The organism is Alteromonas sp. CI.11.F.A3 (genome assembly GCF_032925565.1).
GTDB lineage: Bacteria > Pseudomonadota > Gammaproteobacteria > Enterobacterales > Alteromonadaceae > Alteromonas.
The window spans coordinates 938,104-961,449 of record NZ_CP136708.1 but is presented as its reverse complement, the minus strand read 5'-3'; the positions used below and the strand labels follow the sequence as shown (position 1 = coordinate 961,449).

General features: G+C 44.5%; 13 protein-coding genes, 2 tRNA genes and 3 rRNA genes. 11 read left to right on the top strand and 7 right to left on the bottom strand.

Annotated features, from left to right (window positions below):
- Positions 1–27 precede the first annotated feature (27 nt).
- The 3 genes from R1T43_RS04170 (at position 28) to R1T43_RS04160 (ending at position 4,345) form a co-directional block, all read left to right on the top strand.
- A complete protein-coding gene (locus tag R1T43_RS04170) occupies positions 28–1,188 on the top strand; it encodes a GGDEF domain-containing protein (protein WP_317353183.1) in 1,161 nt (386 codons plus the stop codon).
- 239 nt (positions 1,189–1,427) lie between these two features.
- Positions 1,428–3,629 carry a VTT domain-containing protein gene (locus tag R1T43_RS04165; protein WP_317353182.1) on the top strand — a complete coding sequence of 734 codons (2,202 nt, stop codon included), beginning with the start codon at positions 1,428–1,430 and terminating at the stop codon, positions 3,627–3,629.
- On the top strand, positions 3,617–4,345 hold the full coding sequence (locus R1T43_RS04160; RefSeq protein ID WP_211071591.1) for an endonuclease/exonuclease/phosphatase family protein: 729 nt from the start codon (positions 3,617–3,619) through the stop codon (positions 4,343–4,345). The genes R1T43_RS04165 and R1T43_RS04160 overlap by 13 nt, the downstream gene beginning before the upstream one ends.
- Here the strand turns inward: R1T43_RS04160 and R1T43_RS04155 are convergent.
- Positions 4,294–5,298: a LysR family transcriptional regulator gene (locus R1T43_RS04155; protein WP_317353177.1), complete on the bottom strand. Its 1,005-nt coding sequence runs from the start codon at positions 5,296–5,298 to the stop codon at positions 4,294–4,296. The genes R1T43_RS04160 and R1T43_RS04155 overlap by 52 nt on opposite strands.
- A gap of 422 nt (positions 5,299–5,720) precedes the next feature.
- Here R1T43_RS04155 and R1T43_RS04150 point away from each other — a divergent pair, with 422 nt between their 5' ends.
- The 6 genes from R1T43_RS04150 (at position 5,721) to R1T43_RS04125 (ending at position 12,945) form a co-directional block, all read left to right on the top strand.
- Positions 5,721–8,321, top strand: coding sequence for a TonB-dependent receptor plug domain-containing protein (locus tag R1T43_RS04150; protein ID WP_317353174.1), 2,601 nt, complete (start codon positions 5,721–5,723; stop codon positions 8,319–8,321).
- A 118-nt stretch (positions 8,322–8,439) separates the two neighbouring features.
- Positions 8,440–9,261, top strand: a complete 822-nt coding sequence (locus tag R1T43_RS04145; protein WP_057789454.1) for a sulfite exporter TauE/SafE family protein — start codon at positions 8,440–8,442, stop codon at positions 9,259–9,261.
- A gap of 32 nt (positions 9,262–9,293) precedes the next feature.
- Complete coding sequence (locus R1T43_RS04140) at positions 9,294–10,463, top strand: pyridoxal phosphate-dependent aminotransferase (RefSeq protein WP_211071594.1); 1,170 nt, start codon at positions 9,294–9,296, stop codon at positions 10,461–10,463.
- Between the two features lie 249 nt (positions 10,464–10,712).
- Positions 10,713–11,081: a response regulator gene (locus tag R1T43_RS04135; RefSeq protein ID WP_211071595.1), complete on the top strand. Its 369-nt coding sequence runs from the start codon at positions 10,713–10,715 to the stop codon at positions 11,079–11,081.
- Positions 11,078–11,662, top strand: a complete 585-nt coding sequence (locus R1T43_RS04130; RefSeq protein WP_211071596.1) for a chemotaxis protein CheX — start codon at positions 11,078–11,080, stop codon at positions 11,660–11,662. The genes R1T43_RS04135 and R1T43_RS04130 overlap by 4 nt, the downstream gene beginning before the upstream one ends.
- Positions 11,662–12,945 (top strand): sensor histidine kinase, encoded by a 1,284-nt coding sequence (locus R1T43_RS04125; protein ID WP_317353166.1) that lies wholly within the window; start codon positions 11,662–11,664, stop codon positions 12,943–12,945. The genes R1T43_RS04130 and R1T43_RS04125 overlap by 1 nt, the downstream gene beginning before the upstream one ends.
- Before the next feature lie 6 nt (positions 12,946–12,951).
- On the opposite strand, the gene R1T43_RS04120 is transcribed toward R1T43_RS04125, so the two are convergent.
- Positions 12,952–13,959, bottom strand: coding sequence for an MBL fold metallo-hydrolase (locus R1T43_RS04120; RefSeq protein WP_317353164.1), 1,008 nt, complete (start codon positions 13,957–13,959; stop codon positions 12,952–12,954).
- A 220-nt stretch (positions 13,960–14,179) separates the two neighbouring features.
- On the opposite strand from R1T43_RS04120, the gene R1T43_RS04115 reads away from it, so the two are divergent.
- Together R1T43_RS04115 and R1T43_RS04110 are read left to right on the top strand one after the other, a co-directional pair.
- Positions 14,180–16,549: a DNA polymerase II gene (locus tag R1T43_RS04115; protein WP_317353162.1), complete on the top strand. Its 2,370-nt coding sequence runs from the start codon at positions 14,180–14,182 to the stop codon at positions 16,547–16,549.
- A 241-nt stretch (positions 16,550–16,790) separates the two neighbouring features.
- Positions 16,791–17,375: an EF-hand domain-containing protein gene (locus R1T43_RS04110; protein ID WP_317353159.1), complete on the top strand. Its 585-nt coding sequence runs from the start codon at positions 16,791–16,793 to the stop codon at positions 17,373–17,375.
- Between the two features lie 101 nt (positions 17,376–17,476).
- Here the strand turns inward: R1T43_RS04110 and rrf are convergent.
- From rrf to R1T43_RS04085, 5 genes are all read right to left on the bottom strand, one after another.
- A 5S ribosomal RNA gene (gene rrf, locus R1T43_RS04105) occupies positions 17,477–17,592 on the bottom strand.
- A gap of 274 nt (positions 17,593–17,866) precedes the next feature.
- Positions 17,867–20,744: ribosomal RNA gene (locus R1T43_RS04100) — 23S ribosomal RNA — on the bottom strand.
- A gap of 631 nt (positions 20,745–21,375) precedes the next feature.
- Positions 21,376–21,452: transfer RNA gene (locus tag R1T43_RS04095), tRNA-Ile, on the bottom strand.
- Positions 21,453–21,530: 78 nt separating this feature from the next.
- Positions 21,531–21,606 (bottom strand) — tRNA-Ala (locus R1T43_RS04090).
- 100 nt (positions 21,607–21,706) lie between these two features.
- Positions 21,707–23,239 (bottom strand): 16S ribosomal RNA (locus R1T43_RS04085).
- The 16S, 23S and 5S rRNA genes sit together here with 2 tRNA genes alongside, the layout of an rRNA operon.
- Positions 23,240–23,346 lie beyond the last annotated feature (107 nt).

Below are 23,346 nucleotides of genomic sequence, written 5' to 3'. Positions count from 1 at the left end.
CTGCCTCGAATCAATCTTAAGGGCTGTGTGTTGTATTTTTTTCTAGCCACCTGCATTCTTGTTTCTATCGCAGTATGTGCGGCACTTTGCGGCTACTTCACGATAAAAACGGTATATCAGAAAAAGATAATATTTCGCTACTGGTCAATTGCCAGTGGCTTGCTTTGCGGTAGCTTAATTTCTCGCCTTAGTGACACCCTATTTGCACTTCCCTCTTCTTTTTTTATTTTAGGGCTCATTGCCTTTCTAGTGGGCTTCTATCAGATATTTTTGGGGCTGGAGTCGCTTCAGAAGCACAAAGACTACAAACTTAATCGCCATGCACTTCCTGTGCTCGGGGTGGGTGTAAGTGGAATTTTCGTGTTATGGACAATGCCTGCCCTAGCCGAGTCTGTGGCTATGTTTTTTTGTGCCGCGCTTGTGCTGTTAAGCGAGGGCGTACTTTACAACGACAATAGAGTAAAAGAGGAAAGGCGCGCCTTGCTTCGCCATTTGCTGCTTATCTCCTCTTTTTCGCTTTTCTTACATGGCACGGTATCGGTGGTGCATTCTATTACCGGAGGTATGGATGATTTATCGTTGTTGTACCAACTCACTTCTATGCTAATGGTGATAAGTGCAGCATTAATTGTTTTATCGCTGATGCGATGCAGCACACAGTCAGCTTCTCAATCACGTTATACTCGTTCGCTTAGTGGCTCTGGTGCAGTGGTACTAACCCGTGACGACTTTATTCAACAAGCCATAAAGAAACTTCAACACACTGACAAAGAAGAAAACGTGCTCTTGCTAGTTGAAATAGATGGCTATCAGGAAGTTATCGATAACTACGGTGCAAGTGCCGGTGAAAGCGCCAGTTATCAAGTAGGTCAGTCTCTCATTCATTTTACCCGCTCAAATGATATAGCAGGACAAATAAGTGAGAGTAAATTTGCGATTATGCTAAGCGGTGTCACCATTGATTCGGTTCATGTAGTCGCAGATAGATTAGTGAAACAAGTGTTTTCTAAAAATGTCCAAACATTAGAAAGCGCCCCCATGTTTACTGCCAGTATTGGTATTGCGCCTTCATCTGATATCGTATTTTCGTGGCAACAAGGAGAGTCCTTCGATGTAGACAGCGTTAAACGGCAAGATGGAACCAGTTTGGTTTATATGCTGCCAACGCTTTTAACGGCGACTCTGTAAATTATATGCTTCCCCCCCATCTTTAGTTCATCCGTTCATTACGCCTCAATTACTCTATTTCTGTGAAAAAGTTACACTCTTAAATTTTAGCCCATTGAAAAATTTTCACTAAAAAACCCTTAAAACCAATAATATTAATAAGTTAGCGTTCAAACTTACCTCTTCAGTGATCCGGAACGTTTCCTGCAACTTCTCACGTATATTTACTTTATTACACGGAAGCGATTTCGGGAGACGACATGGTTGATAACAATAATATATTCAAACCAGGTGAAAACTGTTGGGTTAGCAGTAAAGCTAATTTTGTTGCACCACTGATAGACTGTGGAAACTATTACAAAGCGCTACACAGCGCTATTGTAAAAGCCAAGCACAGTATTTTTATCATTGGGTGGGATATTGATAGTCGCATACGCCTTTTAAGAGGTGATGATGAAGCAAACAGTGAAGCCCCGAGTGTTGTCAGTGATTTACTTGCGTGGAAAGCAGAAAATAACCCCGACTTAAATATTTACCTACTTCGCTGGGATTCTTCTCTCGCGTTTTTCTCTAAACGAGAAATGTGGGCAAAAGAAGTGTGGGAAGAAAAGACCCCAGATAACGTGCAAACCGAGCTTGATGACACCATTCCAATGGGCGGCAGTCAGCACCAGAAAATTATCGTGATAGACGATGAACTGGTTTTCTCTGGCGGCATGGATATTTCAACGAACCGTTGGGACACCCGTGACCATCCTGTTGTGTCAGAAGAGCGAGATGGTCCAGACGGTGAGTATGCGCCACTACACGATGTGCAAATGGTCTCTTCAGGCCCCGTGGTTGCCGACTTTTCTAAATTAGTTCGCTGGAGATGGCTGCGGGTTGCCGATAGTGAACCAGTAGAGATTCGCGAGCAAGCGGATACGTCTTTAGATGGCCCTATTCCGGACACGTGGCCGGAGGGTTTCCCGCCTATATTTGAAGAAGTCGATTGTGCGCTAGCCAGAACCATTCCGTTTATGGACGAAGTTGAACCCGCGCAAGAAGTACGCACTATGCTGCTTGATTTGATTGGTCAAGCTGAATCGCTTATCTACATTGAGAATCAATTTACTACTCGTCAGGAAATTGCTGAGGCGCTTAATAAACGTATGAAAGAGCGTCCTGACTTACACGTCATTATCGTCAGTTCTTACGAGCCTAAAGGTAAGTTTGAGTGTGAAGCCTTCTGGGCAAGTCGCATTGAATTTAAATCTATTCTTGAAAAAGATATCGACCCGAAAAGAGTAAAGTTGACTTATTCGTCGTGCGAAGACTTACAAGGCAGGAAAGCCTATAAACGCATTCATTCCAAAGTTATGACCGTTGACGACAAATACTTAGTGATAGGTTCGTCTAACCTAAGTAACCGTTCAATGACGCTTGATACCGAAATTGACGTTGTACTTAGCGGTAACAGCGACTTAAACAGAGCGGCTATTTTGAATGTCCGTAACGACTTGCTTGCTGAGCATACGGGTAGAGACATCTCAGATATGCCTGCATTGTTCGCTGAAGAATATCCTGTTGAAGCATTAATCCATGGGCAAATTGCTCACGGGTATGTATTAACAGAAGTTCGTGATGAAGTATTCACTACGCAGTCAGTGAACAACGTATTTCGTTCTTTGTCAGATCCAGAGGAGCCATTGATTTCTATGCCTTCATTTGATGGCGGGGCATTACCCGCGCGTAACCCAAGACGTCGAACTATTATGATCATGCTGGGGGTGGCCGTTATTGCCCTGCTCGGTGGCCTTATGTTTTGGGCTAGCCAATCCATTTCATGGTTAAGTGGTGAAAGCATTAATGCGTTTCTTGAAAAGAGTCGAGGAACTTATTTTGCACTGCCTACGGTACTATTAGTTTACGTAGTGGGAGGCATACTCTTCTTCCCAGTTACTGTCTTGTCGTTAGCGGTTGCCGCTATTTTTGGACCCATTTGGGGGCCAATATACGGCATCATGGGTGCACTGCTAAGCTCTGCTATTTTATTTGCTATCGGTAAACTTTCTGGTGACGCTGGTCTTCGAAAAGTAGGTGGACCTAAAGTAGAAGCCTTGGATGAGAAGCTTAAACAAAGCGGGATAGTGGGTGTAGCAGCTATCAGAATGCTGCCTATTGCGCCGTTCAGCTTAGTGAACTTAGTCGCCGGTATTTCGTCTATCGGTTTATTACAGTTTCTAATCGGTACCTTCTTTGGCATGTTCCCTCCAATGATTGCGAAAGGACTAGTAGGCGACTCTATCACGCAAATCTTCCGCAACCCGTCGGTTGAAACCATTAGCTATTTAGTGGGTGGTATCGTGCTGTGGGGATTAATGATTTGGGGTTCTCAAAAGTTCGCTCGTTATTATCAGGAAAATCGTCAAAAGCGTGCATCAGATAATGAAGCGTCGGAAAGTAAAGAATGTGCCGCATAATCAGTTACAACATTCACAGTGGGCTGGGCAGAGACAAGTTACAAAACTATCAGCGAATTGGGCAATTCCTAGCTGAATCGGGTGCCGATATTGTACTGTTACAGGAGATGGACACCCGTCCTTCAGAGCGCGCAATTGAGCGAGATATTGAAGATATTTGCGCTAAAAATGTCTACAACTTGGTGTCTTCTCCAGCGCTAAACGAGCCAAGCGGATGGTACGGTAATGCCATACTTTCCCGCTTCAAAGTTCTTGAACGAGAAACCTTCGATGTAAGCCAGCATGGACGTCAGCCCAGAAATGTACAAGTGGTGGTGTTACAAACTGACAAGGGGCCGCTTACCGTGGTTAACACCCACAAAGGGTTGAAGCGATTAGAGCGCCGCTCACAATTTGCGTTATTGCATGATTATCTTGAACAAAGGATGCAAGCCAACCCCATGCCATTGGTATTGGCCGGAGACTTCAATGAGTGGCAATTTTTTTCTCGGGCTTTCACCTCGTTAAACCAGCTTTTGAATCAAAAAAAGGTAGGTCCGACTTTTCCTAGTCAATTTCCTATTTTTTCTTTAGATCGTGTGTGGGTAAGTGATGACATCACTGTTTCACAGTGCAAAAAGCTCACATCTAAAAAGGCAAGGGTCTTTTCTGATCATCTGCCGGTTCAACTGGACATTAGACTTCCAGAAGCTAATACCCCTTTCATTTCTGACTGATCAGTAAATGCCAAGGAACCTCGCCAGTGTTGCAGCGCCTGCTCACTGGCGACAACCTGCTTTATCACTTTAAGCATTTTTAAGACGGCTTCATTCAACGGACTCGTTTTGTTTGTAGCAGCCAGTACCAGACGCTGCATTTCTGGCTCAACTATTTTTAAGGTTGAAACCAAGCCCGATTCTTCAAGATGAAAAATGGCCGATGTCGGTAATATCATTACCCCCTCACCTTGCATAACTTGTCGCAAACCTGTCATTAACTGCCCCGAATAGGCTAGATTGTGCTGTAAACTTACCCCTGTCGCGTTTTCATAATGTTCGATAAGTTTGCCCAATGCATCTTTATTCCCAGGCGATAGCAAAGGGAATTGGCTCAATGCCCAAAACGGAATACTTTCTCTGCCCGCAAGATGGCTGTATTCACTGGACGTTGCTTGATTGGCCATCACTAAATGCAAATTCTCACGAATAAGCGGTGAAACCGTCATAAACCTTGGGTCAACGTCTTGCTCATAGGTTAATGCAATATCGACCTGCCGCCCTTCTAACCACCCCTTTACTGAATACGAAGGGCCAGTACTTATTTCTAATTTCAGTTTCGGATGGTTTTGTTTTACTTCAGCAATAAGCGGCATAGAGAGTACATTGCCAATAGACGGAAGCATACCGACTTTTACCGTGCCTGCGGTCTTACCCACTAACTCTCGCAGTTCAGATTTAGCCGTATTGATATCATCCATGAGCCTAGTGGCATGGGTGAGAAACAAGTCACCTGCTGGTGTTAACGTTACTCCAGAGAAGGTTCGACTTAGCAATTGCGCCCCCATCTCTCTTTCGAGGCTAGCCAATTGCTGGCTAATGGCTGGTTGAGCGATATCAAGCTCACGTGCTGCACCTGCAATACTGCCTTTGTGTACTGTGGTCAAAAAATACTGAAGTTGTTTAGAGTTCAATGTCTAGTTTCCCGAATATGACAGTTTTGTAACACATCGTCATAAAGCACAGGTCGCTTTATTGAGATTAAAATCAGCAAGTTACATGCCACAGACCAGTAAAGCCCAACTGACATTTGTTAATTCAAAGTTAAACTTGAAGCTGTATTTATTTTTTTATCGTCAAACTAAAACAATTAAGATTAGTAAAATCAGTCAGTTAAATAGAACCTCAATACTTTCCTTATACCCCTCAATATTCTTTTTTCTTTCGCGATTTTAAAAGAATTTTTAGCCTGAGCACTAATACAGGTAACCACACAAAACATTTATAAGATGCAGGATGCATCAAGGTGGTGCTTGTTATGCCAAACGTGGGCGGCATTAGTCCCTGCTCCAAGTGAAGAATAACAACTCATAACGGCTCGTTTTAGGGAACACACATGAGAAAAAACAAAATACATAATTCAATTGCACTAGCGTTCACTGGAATCACTCTATCTTTGGCGGCACCACTCGCGCTAGCGCAAGAAGCTGAAGAAACCGCAGTAGATACTCAAAATGTTGAAAAAATTGCTGTTGTTGGTGCACGTGGTGCACCTCGGTCGGTAACTAGCTCCCCTGTACCTGTTGATGTATTAAGTGCTGAAGATATTGAAGCAGTAGCCTTCACCGACATGAACAACGTACTAATGACTTTGGTCCCATCTTATTCAGTAGCTCGACAGCCAATTTCTGATGGTGGTACTTTCATTCGTCCTGCAACCTTACGTGGTATGCCCACAGATAAAACGTTGGTGTTGGTTAACTCTAAGCGTCGTCACAGAGCAGCCTTGGTATCTATTGGGGGTTCTGGTACACAAGGCCCTGATATTGCCACTATCCCTACTGCTGCGATTGGCAGTGTAGAAGTATTACGCGATGGTGCGGCAGCCCAATATGGTTCTGATGCTATTGCTGGTGTTATCAACTTCCAGTTAAAAGAAAATACCGAAGGTGGATCATTTACCGCCGATTACGGAAGCTACTTTGAAGGTGATGGCGACCAAATTACCATTACAGGAAACAAAGGTTTCGCACTTGGTGATGATGGTTTCTTAAGTATTTCAGCGGAATACTCAGACAGCGAAGCCACATATCGCGGCGAGCAGTACTGTGAATCTTGGTTTTGTGTAGATGACCAGTCAGAACAATACATCGCAGATGCCACTGCAATGGCTAATACTGTGCACGGGTCGGACGTAGTTCAGCCTTGGGGACAGCCAAACACTAGCGGCGCTCGTATCTTCTTTAATGCTGGCTACGCATTAACTGCTGAGATGGAGCTTTACGCATTTGGTAACTATTCTGAAAGTGAAGGTGATGGTTCATTCTATTATCGTTACCCAGGTAACGGCACTATTGAGGATATCCGCTTAGAAGATGGTTCTATATGGAGCCCTACTGAATTTTTCCCAGGTGGCTTTACACCGCGCTTTTCTGGCGATGTTACCGACTACTCTTTTGTTGGTGGTATTAAAGGGATGTCTGGCGACTTAGGTTATGACATAAGTGGTCGTTACGGCTACAACGATATTTCATATACGCTTGCCAATACCATTAACCCGTCTATGGGTAATGAGTCACCTACATCATTTCAACCCGGTGACTTAACCAATGAAGAAACACAAATTCAAGCCGATTTCACCTATGACTTTGACGAATATATTCTAGCCTTTGGTGCAAGCTACCTTGATGAATCTTATGAAATATCAGAAGGCGAAGTTGATTCTTACTTTGCAGGGCCTTACGCAACATCTGATCCTTGGGGCTTCTGTGACGGAGATGCGGCTAGTGCAGCTGGTTTAGCCGTCATTGCGACCGGTTCAACGCTAGATTGTGCTAACAGTGATGATGCGGTTTATACCGTGGTGGGTGTAGGCTCAAACGGTTTCCCTGGTTATTCACCTGACTACTCAGGTACGTATAGCCGAGATTCTTACGCGGTATATACCGATATTTCTGGTGATATTACCGACGAATTGTTTGCACAAGCGGCTATCCGCTATGAAGACTACTCAGACTTTGGTTCTGAGGTGGTTTATAAGGTTGCGGGTATTTATCAAATAAATGATGAAGTTGCGGTAAGAAGTTCATACGGCACAGGCTTCAGAGCACCGACGCCAGGTCAACAGGGTACGACTAACGTATCGACCCGTTTACCTGATGGTTTCCCAGTAGCAACGGGCTTGTTCCCTGCTGGTGGCGATGTGGCTCAAGCATTAGGCGCAGAAGAGCTTCTTCCTGAAAAATCGACTAACTTTACACTTGGTTTAACTGCTAGCTTTGGTGATTTAACCCTTACTGCCGATTACTACAACATTAAACTAGAAGACAGACTTTACTCAGTATCTACACGCGACGTTTCTACTGCAGTAGTTACCGACCCAGACGCTGATGGTTATGCTGCATACCAAAATTACTTGGCACTATCGGGTGCAGGTGTATCTGGTGCAGAATCAATTGGTGGTGTGTTCTTCTTCCAAAATGCGTTCGATACGGTTACTGAAGGTGTTGATCTTGTTGCCACTTATAAAATGGAAACGACCTACGGTTCAACGATGATTACAGGGTCTATTAACTATAACGATACTTCGTTCGACTCAGATCCTAGCGAATATCTAGACCCTGAAGACATGTTCGATTTTGAAAATGGAACGCCAGAAATGCGCGGCGTATTCTCTGTCACACATAGTTATGATGTGTGGTCTGCGGTGGCACGATTGAGTTACTACGGTGAATACGAAAATGTAGGCAGCGATGATGGTACCGTAATCGATGCCGAAACAATTCAAACCTACGGCTCTGAATTTATGTTTGATATTGAAGGGTCATACCTTATCAATGAAAACCTAACGTTATCAGTAGGTGTACGTAACCTATTTGATAGCTATCCAGACCCTACAATAAATGGTGATGCTTGCTGTGGCCAAGTCTATGACTCAGGCTCAGTCGTCGACTGGCAGGGTGGTTACTACTACACCCGCCTAGCGGCAAGATTCTAAAAGCAACCAATAATAAACACCGGCAAATGCCGGTGTTTATGTTTTCACCCCTCGTTTTGTAAGTAAAATTTAAAGGTCTGTTCATGTTATTAGAAGTATTTGCTGGAGATGTTATTTTATGGAAATAGAGCTTCTCTGGTTCGTTGTTACTCTTTGTATTACAGGTGCTATTGCAGGTATTACTGCTGGTCTTTTTGGTAATGGAGGTGGATTTGTTGTTGTTCCCGCTCTATTAGCTGTATTTCCATTTTTTACGCCCCCGTCACAAGAGTTAGTCAAAGTTGCAATAGGCACTTCTTTAGCTTCAATTGTGGTATCTAGTACCCGCTCAGTAATGGCTCACCATAAAAAAGGCGCTGTTGATTTTGATATTCTAAAATCATGGAGCATCTGGATAGTAATGGGCGTAATTGGCGGTATTTACATTGCCAGTAGCACAAGTAGCGACGGTTTAACGGTCGTTTTTGCGGCAGGTGTTTTACTTTATTCTATTTACTTCTTGTTCCCAGAATTTGTCATTCGCCCTGGTGTAGCGTTATCTATGCCTGAAGGTATTGCTAAATCTGCACTTGCTTTTGTACTTGGAGGCTTTTCGGCCCTTCTGGGTATTGGCGGCGGCACACCCATGGTAATTACTATGGTTATCTGTCAACGCACCATCCAGCAAGCGGTAGCCACAGCCGCTGGCGTTGGCTTCCTAATTGGTCTGCCTGGCGCTATCGGATTTCTCTTTATGAAACATCCTGAAGCCGCCATTCTGCCCGTTGGAACAATAGGCTATATCAATATCCCTGCGTTAGTTGCTATTAGTATAGGGGCCATTATTACAGCACCTATGGGAGCAAAAATGGCGCATAACTTCAGCGAGAAAAAATTAAAACGAATGTTTGGTATTTACTTAGTAATTGTTTCTAGCGCTATGTTTTACAAGGCCCTATAAACACTTACGATGTTTGAGATAAGGAATTAACAATGTCACATAATGTTTCAAGACGCCTATTTTTGGGTGGCAGTGCCGCCGCTACTGCCATTGGTGCTTCTGGCTTGATTACCTCTGCGGGCCTTCAAGCTGCCACGCCCACTATGTCCAAGGTACTGTATGGTCCAAAGCCAGGTATCGCTAAATTAAATGCGAATGAAAACCCATTTGGACCAAGCTCAGCAGCGTTAAAGGCAATTGCTACTGCCTCTGCCGAGGGTGGCGCATACTATGCCTACCCCGCCGCAATGACTTTGCTAGATATGATTGCAGAGCGCCATGGGATTACCCCTAAGAATATTTCGTTAAGTGCAGGTTCTAGCCCCATTCTTTCTTACGCCGCCCTTGCTGCGAGCAAGAAAGGAAAGATTTTAGGCCCCGATCTTTTTTGGGATACCACCTCTAAAGCACCAGAGAAGCAAGGTGCACCTGAGATTGTTCGGGTACCTAATACAAAAGACTTAGCAATTGATTTGGATGCCATGTATGCCGCCATTGATGACAGCGTTGGCATGGTGCATATCACCAATCCTAACAACCCAACAGGACGCCTTCTAGACCCTGCAAAGCTTCGAGAATTCTGTATCAAAGCTTCTAAAAAGACGTTAGTACTTGTTGATGAAGCTTATAATGAACTTACAGACGATCCGCCTGCAAACTCAATGATTCCGTTAGTGAAAGCCGGGCACAATATTATTGTTGCGCGAACCTTTTCCAAGATTTACGGCTTAGCCGGTATGCGAGTTGGTTACATGATTGCCTCTGAAGAAAATACAGAATGGATCAATCGCTATGGCATGGGGGGTTACACATTAAACCAAGCAGGTTTAGCTGCAGCCATTGCTTCATATAATGATGAAGCCTTCCTTACGTTTGTTAAAGATAAGGTTGTAGAAGCAAAAGGCTTAGTGATGGACGGCCTCAAGGCCAATGGCCTAACAGCCCTCCCTTCTAGTACTAACTTTGTCTTTGTGGATCTTGGTAAAGGAGATGCTGAATTATTTAGAGCCGCCATGGCGGAGAAAGATATTCACATCCGCGGTATTTATCGCACCTATACTAATTGGTCAAGAGTCAGCATGGGCAAAATCGCAGATGTGCAGCGCTATGTCGATGCTATTCCGCAAGCACTTGAAACAATGACTAAAAAACAGAATTCTTAATTGAGTTAACACCTCTTTATTTTATGCGTGCAGCCACGCTAGGCTGTACGCTTCTCTCGTTTTCCCCCATCCACAAGCATTTACACGTAAAGTATAATGCTCATAAATGCCCTCCTTGTCATATACTCTTAAAGTACCTTGTGCAAATACACCTACCTAGGTTTTAGAATCTTAGAATGTCTACTAAGCTTCTTTCAGGCGCTGAGAAATTGCACACACTGTTCTAACAGACGTAAAAGGAGGCTGTTGATGGCACTATCTGTTTTAGTTGCTGACGACTCTAAATTGTCACGCCGTAGCGTAAAAAAGTCGCTACCGCCGGAATTAGACTACGATATTTCAGAGGCAACGAATGGCCAAGAAGCGATAGATTTGTTAGCTGAAAACACTTTCGACCTTGTGCTGCTTGATTTAACCATGCCAGAGGTTGATGGTGTGGATGTGCTGGAATACTTATCCAAGCGTGAAGAAGCCTTCCCTAATGTCATCGTGATCAGCGCAGATTTTCAGCCAGAAAAACAGCGCATCGTACTGTCCTTAGGGGCACAACGATTCATTAGAAAACCATTAGACAAAGAAGAGCTGGCGATGACTATGTTCGAGTTGGGGTATCTATGAGCGCTGTAATACCATTAGACGAGGAACAACGCGACGCGCTGCAAGAATTGCTCAATATTTCAATGGGCCAAGCAGCAAATTCACTCGCGCAACTCATTGAAACTAAAATTGATATTTCAATTCCTAAAATAACGTCAGTTACCCCTACTCAGCTTTACACCTTGCTGTTTGGCTCTGCAGATACATTTCATACCCGCCAGTCTTTTCTAGGTGATATTCAAGGTGAAGTGATGTCGGTACTTTCCCGCTCGGGTCTGAGCGAGATGGCAAAGCTGATGGAATACAGTGAACCGCTGAGTAAAGAAGATGTAGAGGAAATTATACTCGAGCTTTCTAACATTCTAGCCGGCGCGTGTTTGGCAGGCTTATCAAGCCAATTAGAGCTGACCACCAATTTGAATATGCCAACGTTATTTACCCCTAACAAAGAGAACTTCGACGAGCTAAAGTGGCAACATAGCTTGGTCATGGAAGTGCAATTCACCGTAGCCGTTTCATCCTTTTCTATGCGTGTTGTTTTCTGCTTAGATGACGATTCACTGACAAGAATGAAAGATACTTTAGATGAACTTCTAGAATAATGTTTGAGCAACTGGTTGAAAAACTTCCGGTTGGAATTGGCATCGTTGATGAAGATTTTCTGGTTGTTTATTTAAACGACTTTTTTAGAGATCGTCTTCCTCACGAGAATCGCGATTCGTACAAAGACAGCCCAGTTACCGATATTTTTAGCGGCCAAGGCAAATTTCTAAAACGAAGATTAAAATCGGTTTTTGTTCTCCAGCATCCTAGTTTCAGCTACTGGGAACAGCGCCCCCATATATTTCCGTTTAAAAGCAGTAGACCGATAACTGGCGAAGAAACGCAAATGTATCAAAACATGGAGATATTGCCGGTAAAGGATAAAAGCACTGGCAAAAAATACGCCTGCATTTTTTTGCAAGACGTTACCGCGCAAGCCAGCTACTTCCGTACCCAACAAAAGCTATCTGCCGCACTGAAAGAAGAGCATGAAGCCCAACGCAAACTTATTCGTAAACTTGATACCGCTCAATCTCAACTCATTCAAGCCGAAAAAATGGCATCAACCGGCCAATTAGCTGCGGGGATTGCCCATGAAATTAATAATCCTATTGGCTTTATCAATGCAAACTTAGACACCCTGTCACAATACGCTAATAACTTAATATCTATTTGCGATGGGGTAGAAAATCGCGTTACCGATTTTAACGGTGAAGTAAAAGAACAAATAAAAAACCTTTTCGAAGCACAGCACTATGATTTGATAAAAGATGACATTGAAGAGTTGCTTGAAGAATCGAAAGCGGGCTTAAATCGCGTTAAGGATATTGTCGATAATCTAAAACAATTCTCCCTCGACAGCACACAAGGCAGTCAGATTGTAGAGTTAAATGACGTTGCCTCACAAACCATCAAGCTTGTATCTACCCAATATGCTTCTCATCACTATAAGATCGAATCAGCCGACGAAAAAATAGAGATAATGGCCAACCCCGGGATGATAAAACAAGCCTTGATGAACATATTACTCAACGCCGCCCAGGCTATTCCAGACAAAGGCTACGTTAAGTTATCCTTATTAAAAAATAGCGAGAACATTACCATTAAGGTGCTGGACAGCGGTGAAGGTATAGAGCAAAAAAATATGAAAAGAGTTTTCGAACCCTTTTTTACTACCCGCCCTGAAGGTCAAGGCCAAGGGTTGGGATTATCTACTGCCTATACCATTGTAGAAAAGCACAAAGGAAAAATTTCAATCAATAGCAAAGTGGGCAAAGGTACGGTGGTTACAATAGAGCTACCGATCACTTCAGAAGACGATTCAGCAACAGCACCTCAGTAAGCTCTATTATTGCACTCCATACAAATAAATTCCGTCATCAGATAAATGCCGCGTTATTTTTCCATGGGACAAGAGGTAGTTTAAGTGGGACACACATTCAGCTACGGCAAACACGATATTTCTACCACTCAGTTCCCGTTTAAACAAGACGGGCAACAACTCGACCGCCGTCTGAGGTTTACTGCAAGCCTCCACTAGTGCATTTAAATGACGATGGTGATGTTCAATAAGTTCATTCACTCGGTCTTTCACACCAACAAAGGGTTGCCGGTGTGCGGGTAATACCAAGGTTTTTTCCGGTAAGTCAGTGAAAGGCAGTAGCGTACACAAATAATCTTGTAACGTATTAGCCTCAGGCTCCGTTGAATATACCCCTATATTAGGAGTTATCTTTGGTAAAATATGATCGCCCGCGAGTAGTATTCCAAGCTCTTTAGAATATAAGCACACGTGCTCTGGTGAATGCCCCTTCCCTATCATCACTTCCCATGAGTTACCCTTTAGCGTAAGCACATCACTTTGCTTCAATCGTCTATAGCTGATGGGAATGGGCGATACCACATTGCTATACCCTTTATTTCCTGACATCAGCGATGTCACGTCATCAGCTTTTAAACCTGCGCGGTGATAGTATTGCTCATCCCGCCATGCGGAAGTGTCACTTTTTCCCCCTGTAAAAGCCCTCGCATTAAAATACTCAACCTGCGACATGTAAAGAGGCACTTTGAATTGGTCTGCTATCCAACCGGCTAAACCCACATGATCAGGATGCAAATGCGTAACTAAGACCGCTGAAATGGGTTTATCCAATGCGGTAAAAATCTCATTCCACAATGCCTTAGTTGTATTCGTACCGAGCCCAGTATCAATAACCACCCAGCCATCATCATCTTCAACAAGATAGAGGTTTATGTGGTCAAGGTCGAAAGGCAATGGCATACGAAGCCAAAGGACGCCATCCGCTATCTCTGTCCACTCACCGGGAGACGGTTGCTCAATTGCTGGGTAATGCATACATCTTCACCTTTTCGCTGGTATACTTAGTTCTATAACGATAGGTAGGTAAAAACAAACGTATCTGTTTGATAATCAACTATAGCGTTAAGTAATAGCACCGGCAGACTACGTGATAGCGAGCAATAGTGACTATTAACCTGTTTGTCTTCTGGTAGAGAAAATCGGCCGCCCTGTATCATGAGTCCTTCATTATTCCACCAACTAAAATTAACGTGTCGTGATTAGAAAAGGTTATATTCTTAGTAAACATACTATCAATAAACATGCGTCCGGTAAGCATAACGGGGTTTGTATTGAAGTGTGGGTGTCTACCGATGATGGCCCTGTATGTCTTCAAAGCGCCCCACAGAAACCCTCTTGCTTTGTTGCCACTGAAAACACCACAAACATAGTAGAACAGGCAAAGCGAGAAGGTATTCAGGTTGAAGTTTCCTCAGATAGTTTCTTTACACTTGAGCAAGTTGAAGTAGACACCCTTAAAACTACGTCTGACTCTCATATGCATCAATTAAGGCAGCTTGCTAAAAGTTTACACATCACTTTGTATGAAGCTGATATAAGACTTGTCGATCGGTATTTAATGGAGCGGTTTATTTACGGTTCACTAGAATTTGTTGCACCGGATGAAAACGCAAAACTAATATCCGAAGCGCGAATTAGACCTACAAGCTACACGCCAACCCTCTACTCAGTTAGCATAGATATTGAATGCGATGAAAATGAAAACCTATTCAGTATAGCGATAGCTTCCAGCGACGTTAACGAAGTGATGTTGGTTTCTGCGTCCACTCACCCCAAGTCGCTAGATGTTCCAGACACATTTTCACTGAGTCAGTTTTCTACTGAATCAGCGCTACTTACCGCATTTGCAAAGCGTATACGCGATATTGATCCCGACGTTATCTTAGGCTGGAACGTCAAACAATTTGATATGGCTGTGCTTGCAAGGCGAGCAAAGAAACAAGGCGTCAAATTTACAATAGGCAGAGACAAACGAGAAGCCTTCGTAAGGGATTGGGATGGCCAAACTATCGTGGATATACCCGGTCGCAGTATTGTAGATGGCATTGAAGCACTAAAGACTATGACCTATCAATTTGACTCATTTTCTTTGGATAACGTAGCACAACAATTATTAGGTGATAAAAAGCTTATACAGAGCGAAGATAAACTTGCTGCAATAAAAGCCTTGTATTACGAAGACCCCTCTTCGCTTGCCAGCTATAACCACAAAGACTGTGTATTGGTAAATGAGATTGCTGCAAAAACCCGATTTATCGAATTTCTTATTTTAAGAGGCACTTTAACTGGGCTAGATTTAGGAAGACCCGGTGGGTCGGTAGCCGCATTTCTCAATGTGTATTTACCAAAGTTACACCGACAACACTATGTAAGTGGTGTTCGGCCGGAACACGGCGGTTTGGCTAGCCCAGGCGGCTACGTAATGAATTCACAGCCTGGTTTGTACTCTGATGTACTCGTACTCGACTTTAAGAGTCTATACCCGTCAATTATTCGCACGTTTAAGATTGACCCTATGGGGCTTGCTGAAGGTCTTAAAGATCCAAGCTGTGCTATCGAGGGTTTCAAGGGGGCGATGTTCAGTCGTGATAATCATTTTTTGCCCGATATTATAGATAACCTGTGGCGTCAGAGGGACGAAGCAAAAAAGCAAAACGATGCGCCCCGCTCGCAGGCAATAAAAATTTTAATGAATTCCTTTTATGGCGTATTAGGCAGTGGTGGATGTCCTTTCTATGACCCAAGGTTAGCCAGCTCTATTACTTTGCGTGGACATGAAATAATGCAAACCACTGCAAAATGGATAGAAGAAGCAGGGTTCTCAGTTATCTATGGCGATACAGACTCTACCTTTGTACATGTGAATAATAACACTTCGTTAGGCACGCCTAATGAAACGGGACAGTCCCTAGCAAACACCATTAATCGCAAATGGCAACGCAAGCTTCGTGATGAATATGATATAGACTGTCATTTGGATATTGAATTTGAGACGCATTTTGAAACCTTTTTTATGCCCACCATAAGAGGCTCGGCGTTAGGCAGTAAAAAAAGATATGCAGGCTTAAAGCAAACTGGCGATAAAAAAGAACTCGTTTTTAAAGGGCTAGAAAATGTTCGTTCGGACTGGACTGAATTGGCTAAAAACTTTCAGTATGAATTGTATCGACGAGTTTTTGAAAAAGCCCCGGTGACCGATTTCATAAAGCAAACGGTTGATGATATTCGCCAAGGAAAAGAAGATGCGAGGCTCATTTACGCAAAGCGGTTGAGGAAGCCCTTAAACGACTATATTAAATCCTTGCCTCCCCACGTTAAAGCAGCGCGTCTTGCAGATGACATTAACCGTAATGCGGGCAAACGACTACGTTACCAACATAATACTACAATCCGCTATGTTATGACCGTACAGGGGCCTCAAACCACTGAACATCAACTATCACCGCTTGATTACGATCATTATATCGACAAGCAGATTATGCCTATCGCCGATAGCATACTTCCTCTTATCAACCTTTCATTTAGTCAGCTCACTAACGAACAATTATCGCTATTCCCAAATTAAGGTAACGGTAAATTTTTATTCATATCATGAATGTCTCATTCGATTATATTTGCCTGAATATATTTCAAACTCTTGTTTCGATTTAACAAAAATGAACAGCACACCATATTACAGCTGCTCACAGTAACGTTTAATATTCAATAACTTACTACGCTGGCACAATCAATGAATGATGACAAGTGAGTATTTTATTTCTTGCTCTAATCGAGCAATGCCTTATTCACTACAGAAGGAGAATGTGATGAAAAAGCTTACACTATCACTTGTAATAGGTGCAGTAATGTCAACGACCGCCGCAGCGGGTAATGCCTTTGCAGGGAACGTGCAGATGAATCAAGACTCCAAAATTTCTGCTGACTTCTCATCCCTTGATAATGATGGTAATGGACACATCACCAAGTCAGAACTTCAACAATCAACGTCGATGAAAAACTTCGGTAAAATGGACACTGATGGAAATGGAAAACTAACCCAGTCGGAGTTTAAGCAATACGTTGAAGCGAATCCGAGCAAGTTTTCTGAGAAAGTTGTAGCAACCGTGAGTACCACTGGCACTACTGATGCTGTGCTTACACGCAGAATGAGTACTTCAACATCCCAGTCGATGAATGAACCTATGGTAAAAGCCAAGGGTGAAGAAATGTCGGCAGACATGAAGGCTTCAATGTCGGAGAAATTTGGAAAAGCCGACCGTAATGATGATGGCAAACTATCTATGATGGAAATTAAAAAGGCTGATATCGATGGTGACTTCAATAAGATGGACCAAGATAATAACCAGCTTATTACTAAGGTAGAGTTACGTCAGTATCTAGAAAATAAATAGAACAGTTTTGTATTCGAGCCTCGCGCCAGCGAGGCTTAACTAATTTTCTATCACGCATAAAAAAAGGGCTATCCGTTAGGATAGCCCTTTCTTCGAATGGGACCTGGCAGTGTGCTACTCTCACATGGGGAAACCCCACACTACCATCGCCGCTAATACGTTTCACTTCTGAGTTCGGAATGGGATCAGGTGGTACCGTATCGCTATGGCTGCCAGGAAAAACTGGTTGCAAACTTTCGTTCGCGTAATACCGACTTATTCAGTCCATATTACGTTAATAATTAACAATTTTGGAATTCTGATATTCACGTAATCAATCTTTGAGCACTGAGTATTACTACTCTATTTGCTTTAATTAGCTTGTACACAACACCGAAGTTCTTCATATCGCACTTCTTTAGCGAGTAAGAAAATGGTCAGTCGAGTTTCTCGACGTTTAAGCCATTTTCTACGACTAAGCGTAGCGCCATAAAAAGCCTCTTGGGCGTTGTATGGTTAAGCCTCTCGGGCAATTAGTACAGGTTAGCTTAACGCCTTACAACGCTTCCACATCCTGCCTATCAACGTCATCGTCTATAACAACCCTTCCGGACTTTAAAAGTCAGGGATGACTCATCTTTGGGCCGGCTTCCCGCTTAGATGCTTTCAGCGGTTATCCGTTCCGAACGTAGCTACCGGGCAATGCCATTGGCATGACAACCCGAACACCAGCGGTTCGTCCACTCCGGTCCTCTCGTACTAGGAGCAGCTCCCATCAATCATCCAACGCCCACACCAGATAGGGACCGAACTGTCTCACGACGTTCTAAACCCAGCTCGCGTACCACTTTAAATGGCGAACAGCCATACCCTTGGGACCGACTTCAGCCCCAGGATGTGATGAGCCGACATCGAGGTGCCAAACACCGCCGTCGATATGAACTCTTGGGCGGTATCAGCCTGTTATCCCCGGAGTACCTTTTATCCGTTGAGCGATGGCCCTTCCATACAGAACCACCGGATCACTATGACCTACTTTCGTACCTGCTCGACGTGTCTGTCTCGCAGTTAAGCTAGCTTATGCCATTGCACTAACCTCACGATGTCCGACCGTGATTAGCTAACCTTCGTGCTCCTCCGTTACTATTTGGGAGGAGACCGCCCCAGTCAAACTACCCACCAGACACTGTCCATAATCCCGATAAGGGACCAATGTTAGAACATCAAACATACAAGGGTGGTATTTCAAGGACGGCTCCACACAATCTAGCGACTGTGCTTCGAAGCCTCCCACCTATCCTACACATGTAGGTTCAATGTTCAGTGCCAAGCTGTAGTAAAGGTTCACGGGGTCTTTCCGTCTAGGTGCGGGTACACAGCATCTTCACTGCGATTTCAATTTCACTGAGTCTCGGGTGGAGACAGCGTGGCCATGGTTACACCATTCGTGCAGGTCGGAACTTACCCGACAAGGAATTTCGCTACCTTAGGACCGTTATAGTTACGGCCGCCGTTTACCGGGGCTTCGATCAAGAGCTTCTCCGAAGATAACCCCATCAATTAACCTTCCGGCACCGGGCAGGTGTCACACCCTATACGTCCTCTTGCGAGTTAGCAGAGTGCTGTGTTTTTAATAAACAGTCCCAGCCACCTGGTCACTGCGGCCCTCATCTGCTCAAGGAGCAAGTCCTATCACAAACAAGGGCGTACCTTCTCCCGAAGTTACGGTACAATTTTGCCGAGTTCCTTCACCCGAGTTCTCTCAAGCGCCTTAGTATTCTCTACCTGACCACCTGTGTCGGTTTGGGGTACGGTTCATATAATCATAAGTTTAGAAGCTTTTCCTGGAAGCAGGGCATCAACAACTTCACTACCGTAGTAGCTCGTCTCGCATCTCAGCTTTAAGAATCCGGATTTACCTAAATTCTCGGCCTACTTGCTTTCACTTGGACAACCAACGCCAAGCTTGCTTAGCCTTCTCCGTCCCTCCATCACTGATTATATAAGTACGGAAATATTAATCCGTTTCCCATCGACTACGCATTTCTGCCTCGCCTTAGGGGCCGACTTACCCTGCCCTGATTAGCATGGGACAGGAAACCTTGGTCTTCCGGCGTGGGAGTTTTTCACTCCCATTATCGTTACTCATGTCAGCATTCGCACTTGTGATATGTCCAGCAAACCTCTCGATTCACCTTCATCCACTTACACAACGCTCCCCTACCATACGTGTAAACACGTATCCGCAGCTTCGGTATATTGCTTAGCCCCGTTACATCTTCCGCGCAGGCCGACTCGACTAGTGAGCTATTACGCTTTCTTTAAAGGGTGGCTGCTTCTAAGCCAACCTCCTAGCTGTCTATGCCTTCCCACATCGTTTCCCACTTAGCAATATTTTGGGACCTTAGCTGGCGGTCTGGGTTGTTTCCCTCTTCACGACGGACGTTAGCACCCGCCGTGTGTCTCCCGGATAGTTCTCATTGGTATTCGGAGTTTGCAAAGGGTTGGTAAGTCGGGATGACCCCCTAGCCTTAACAGTGCTCTACCCCCAATGGAATTCGTCCGAGGCTCTACCTAAATAGATTTCGGGGAGAACCAGCTATCTCCCGGTTTGATTGGCCTTTCACCCCCAGCCACAAGTCATCCCCTAACTTTTCAACGTTAGTGGGTTCGGTCCTCCAGTTGATGTTACTCAACCTTCAACCTGCCCATGGCTAGATCACCGGGTTTCGGGTCTATACCTAGCAACTAAACGCGCAGTTAACACTCGCTTTCGCTACGGCTCCGCTATTCGCTTAACCTTGCTACTAAATATAAGTCGCTGACCCATTATACAAAAGGTACGCAGTCACAGAACAAGTCTGCTCCCACTGCTTGTACGTATACGGTTTCAGGTTCTATTTCACTCCCCTCACAGGGGTTCTTTTCGCCTTTCCCTCACGGTACTGGTTCACTATCGGTCAGTTAGGAGTATTTAGCCTTGGAGGATGGTCCCCCCATATTCAGTCAAGATAACACGTGTCCCGACCTACTCGATTTCACAAAAACAAACACTTCGTGTACAGGGCTATCACCTTGTATCGCGCCACTTCCCAGAGGCTTCCACTACGTTCATAATTGCTTAAGGGCTAATCCCCGTTCGCTCGCCGCTACTAGGGGAATCTCGGTTGATTTCTTTTCCTAAGGGTACTTAGATGTTTCAGTTCCCCTCGTTCGCCTCGTTACACTATATATTCATGTAACGATACCTATAAATAGGTGGGTTTCCCCATTCGGACATCTGTGGCTCAAATGCATTTTGTCGGCTCACCACAGCTTTTCGCAGACTTACACGTCCTTCATCGCCTCTAACTGCCAAGGCATCCACCGTATACGCTTAGTCACTTAACCATACAACCCCAAATGGCCTTCGTTAACACTTCCTATTCTTCCTAAATTTTCCTCGTTCGCTCAGTTACATACTAAAAGTATGTGCCTTCGCTTACTCGTCGATTTAGTCGACTAGAAACTGTTACCTCGCCCATTGCACTAATAACCTTATAAATAAGAATATTAAAACAATGATTGAGCGAAGAACTCTCCCGCCTTTTGATATCAGGACTGGATGAGATCTAACTCAGTTGTATGCATGACAAGCTAATCGTGAAATTGCCTTGCTATCAAATAAAGATTGATAACAAGCAATTCAAGTCAAGTAGAGTAGTAAGTACGTCTTTCGACTTCTCAATTACTCAAATTTTGATTGATTTACTAATTAAATATCAGCTTTCCAAATTGTTAAAGAACGTTGGAGATTTCATGCTAAAAGCATTACTTTCTTCCTTAGAGTAAAAAACCCTAATCAATGCTTACTCATTCGAGTAAAAATTCATTAGGATTTCTGGTCCAACATGACACAAAAAAAGCTTTCTACGTTTGTTTATAACTACCGCTAACTTTAGCGAGTAGAAAAACCGTCAGGAAGCTCTGCTTCCGGTTAAACGGATTTTTCACGACCACTTGCAAAGCAAGTGAAGGTGAATGGTAGGCTTGGGCAGACTTGAACTGCCGACCTCACCCTTATCAGGGGTGCGCTCTAACCAGCTGAGCTACAAGCCTATTTTACAATAGGTCGGCATTGTGACCTCACCGCTCTTATTCGAGGGCAGGGCTGCAACCAGTAAACTACAAGCAAAGTGGTGGAGCTAAGCAGGATCGAACTGCTGACCTCCTGCGTGCAAGGCAGGCGCTCTCCCAGCTGAGCTATAGCCCCATTTTCTGTATAACTACAAAAAACTTCGTGTCGTTCTTCATTTAATAACAAGACAATTTGTGTAGGCACTACACTAACAATGTCACCATCGACATTTTGGTAAGGAGGTGATCCAACCCCAGGTTCCCCTAGGGTTACCTTGTTACGACTTCACCCCAGTCATGAAACACAAAGTGGTAATCGTTCTCCCGAAGGTTAAACTAACTACTTCTTTTGCATCCCACTCCCATGGTGTGACGGGCGGTGTGTACAAGGCCCGGGAACGTATTCACCGCAGTATTCTGACCTGCGATTACTAGCGATTCCGACTTCATGGAGTCGAGTTGCAGACTCCAATCCGGACTACGACATACTTTAAGGGGTCCGCTCCACATCACTGTCTCGCATCCCTCTGTATATGCCATTGTAGCACGTGTGTAGCCCTACACGTAAGGGCCATGATGACTTGACGTCGTCCCCACCTTCCTCCGGTTTGTCACCGGCAGTCTCCTTAGAGTGCCCAACTGAATGCTGGCAACTAAGGACAAGGGTTGCGCTCGTTGCGGGACTTAACCCAACATCTCACGACACGAGCTGACGACAGCCATGCAGCACCTGTGTTTGAGTTCCCGAAGGCACGAAACCATCTCTGGTAACTTCTCAACATGTCAAGTGTAGGTAAGGTTCTTCGCGTTGCATCGAATTAAACCACATGCTCCACCGCTTGTGCGGGCCCCCGTCAATTCATTTGAGTTTTAACCTTGCGGCCGTACTCCCCAGGCGGTCTACTTATCGCGTTAGCTTCGCTACTCACGGCTTAAAGCCACAAACAGCTAGTAGACAGCGTTTACGGTGTGGACTACCAGGGTATCTAATCCTGTTCGCTACCCACACTTTCGCACATGAGCGTCAGTCTTTGGCCAGGGAGTCGCCTTCGCCACTGATGTTCCTCCAGATATCTACGCATTTCACCGCTACACCTGGAATTCCACTCCCCTCTCCAAGACTCTAGTCTGCCAGTTCTAAATGACCGTCCCAGGTTGAGCCCGGGGCTTTCACATCTAGCTTAACAAACCGCCTGCGTGCGCTTTACGCCCAGTAATTCCGATTAACGCTCGCACCCTCCGTATTACCGCGGCTGCTGGCACGGAGTTAGCCGGTGCTTCTTCTGTTGTTAACGTCACGGCTAGCAGGTATTAACTACTAACTTTTCCTCACAACTGAAAGTGCTTTACAACCCGAAGGCCTTCTTCACACACGCGGCATGGCTGCATCAGGGTTTCCCCCATTGTGCAATATTCCCCACTGCTGCCTCCCGTAGGAGTCTGGGCCGTGTCTCAGTCCCAGTGTGGCTGATCTTCCTCTCAGAACAGCTAGAGATCGTTGCCTTGGTGAGCCTTTACCTCACCAACTAGCTAATCTCACTTGGGCCTCTCTTTGCGCCGGAGCCTAAGCCCCGTTTGGTCCGAAGACATTATGCGGTATTAGCAGTCGTTTCCAACTGTTATCCCCCTCGCAAAGGCAAGTTCCCAAGCATTACTCACCCGTCCGCCACTCGACATCATCTAGCAAGCTAGACATGTTTCCGTTCGACTTGCATGTGTTAGGCCTGCCGCCAGCGTTCAATCTGAGCCATGATCAAACTCTTCAATTAAATATATCGAATATGAATCGTCGTTGTGTGACACTCTTAATGAGTGCCCACACAGATTGTCTTGTTATAAATTGTTAAAGAACATAGTGCAGAATCGCGACGCTTTT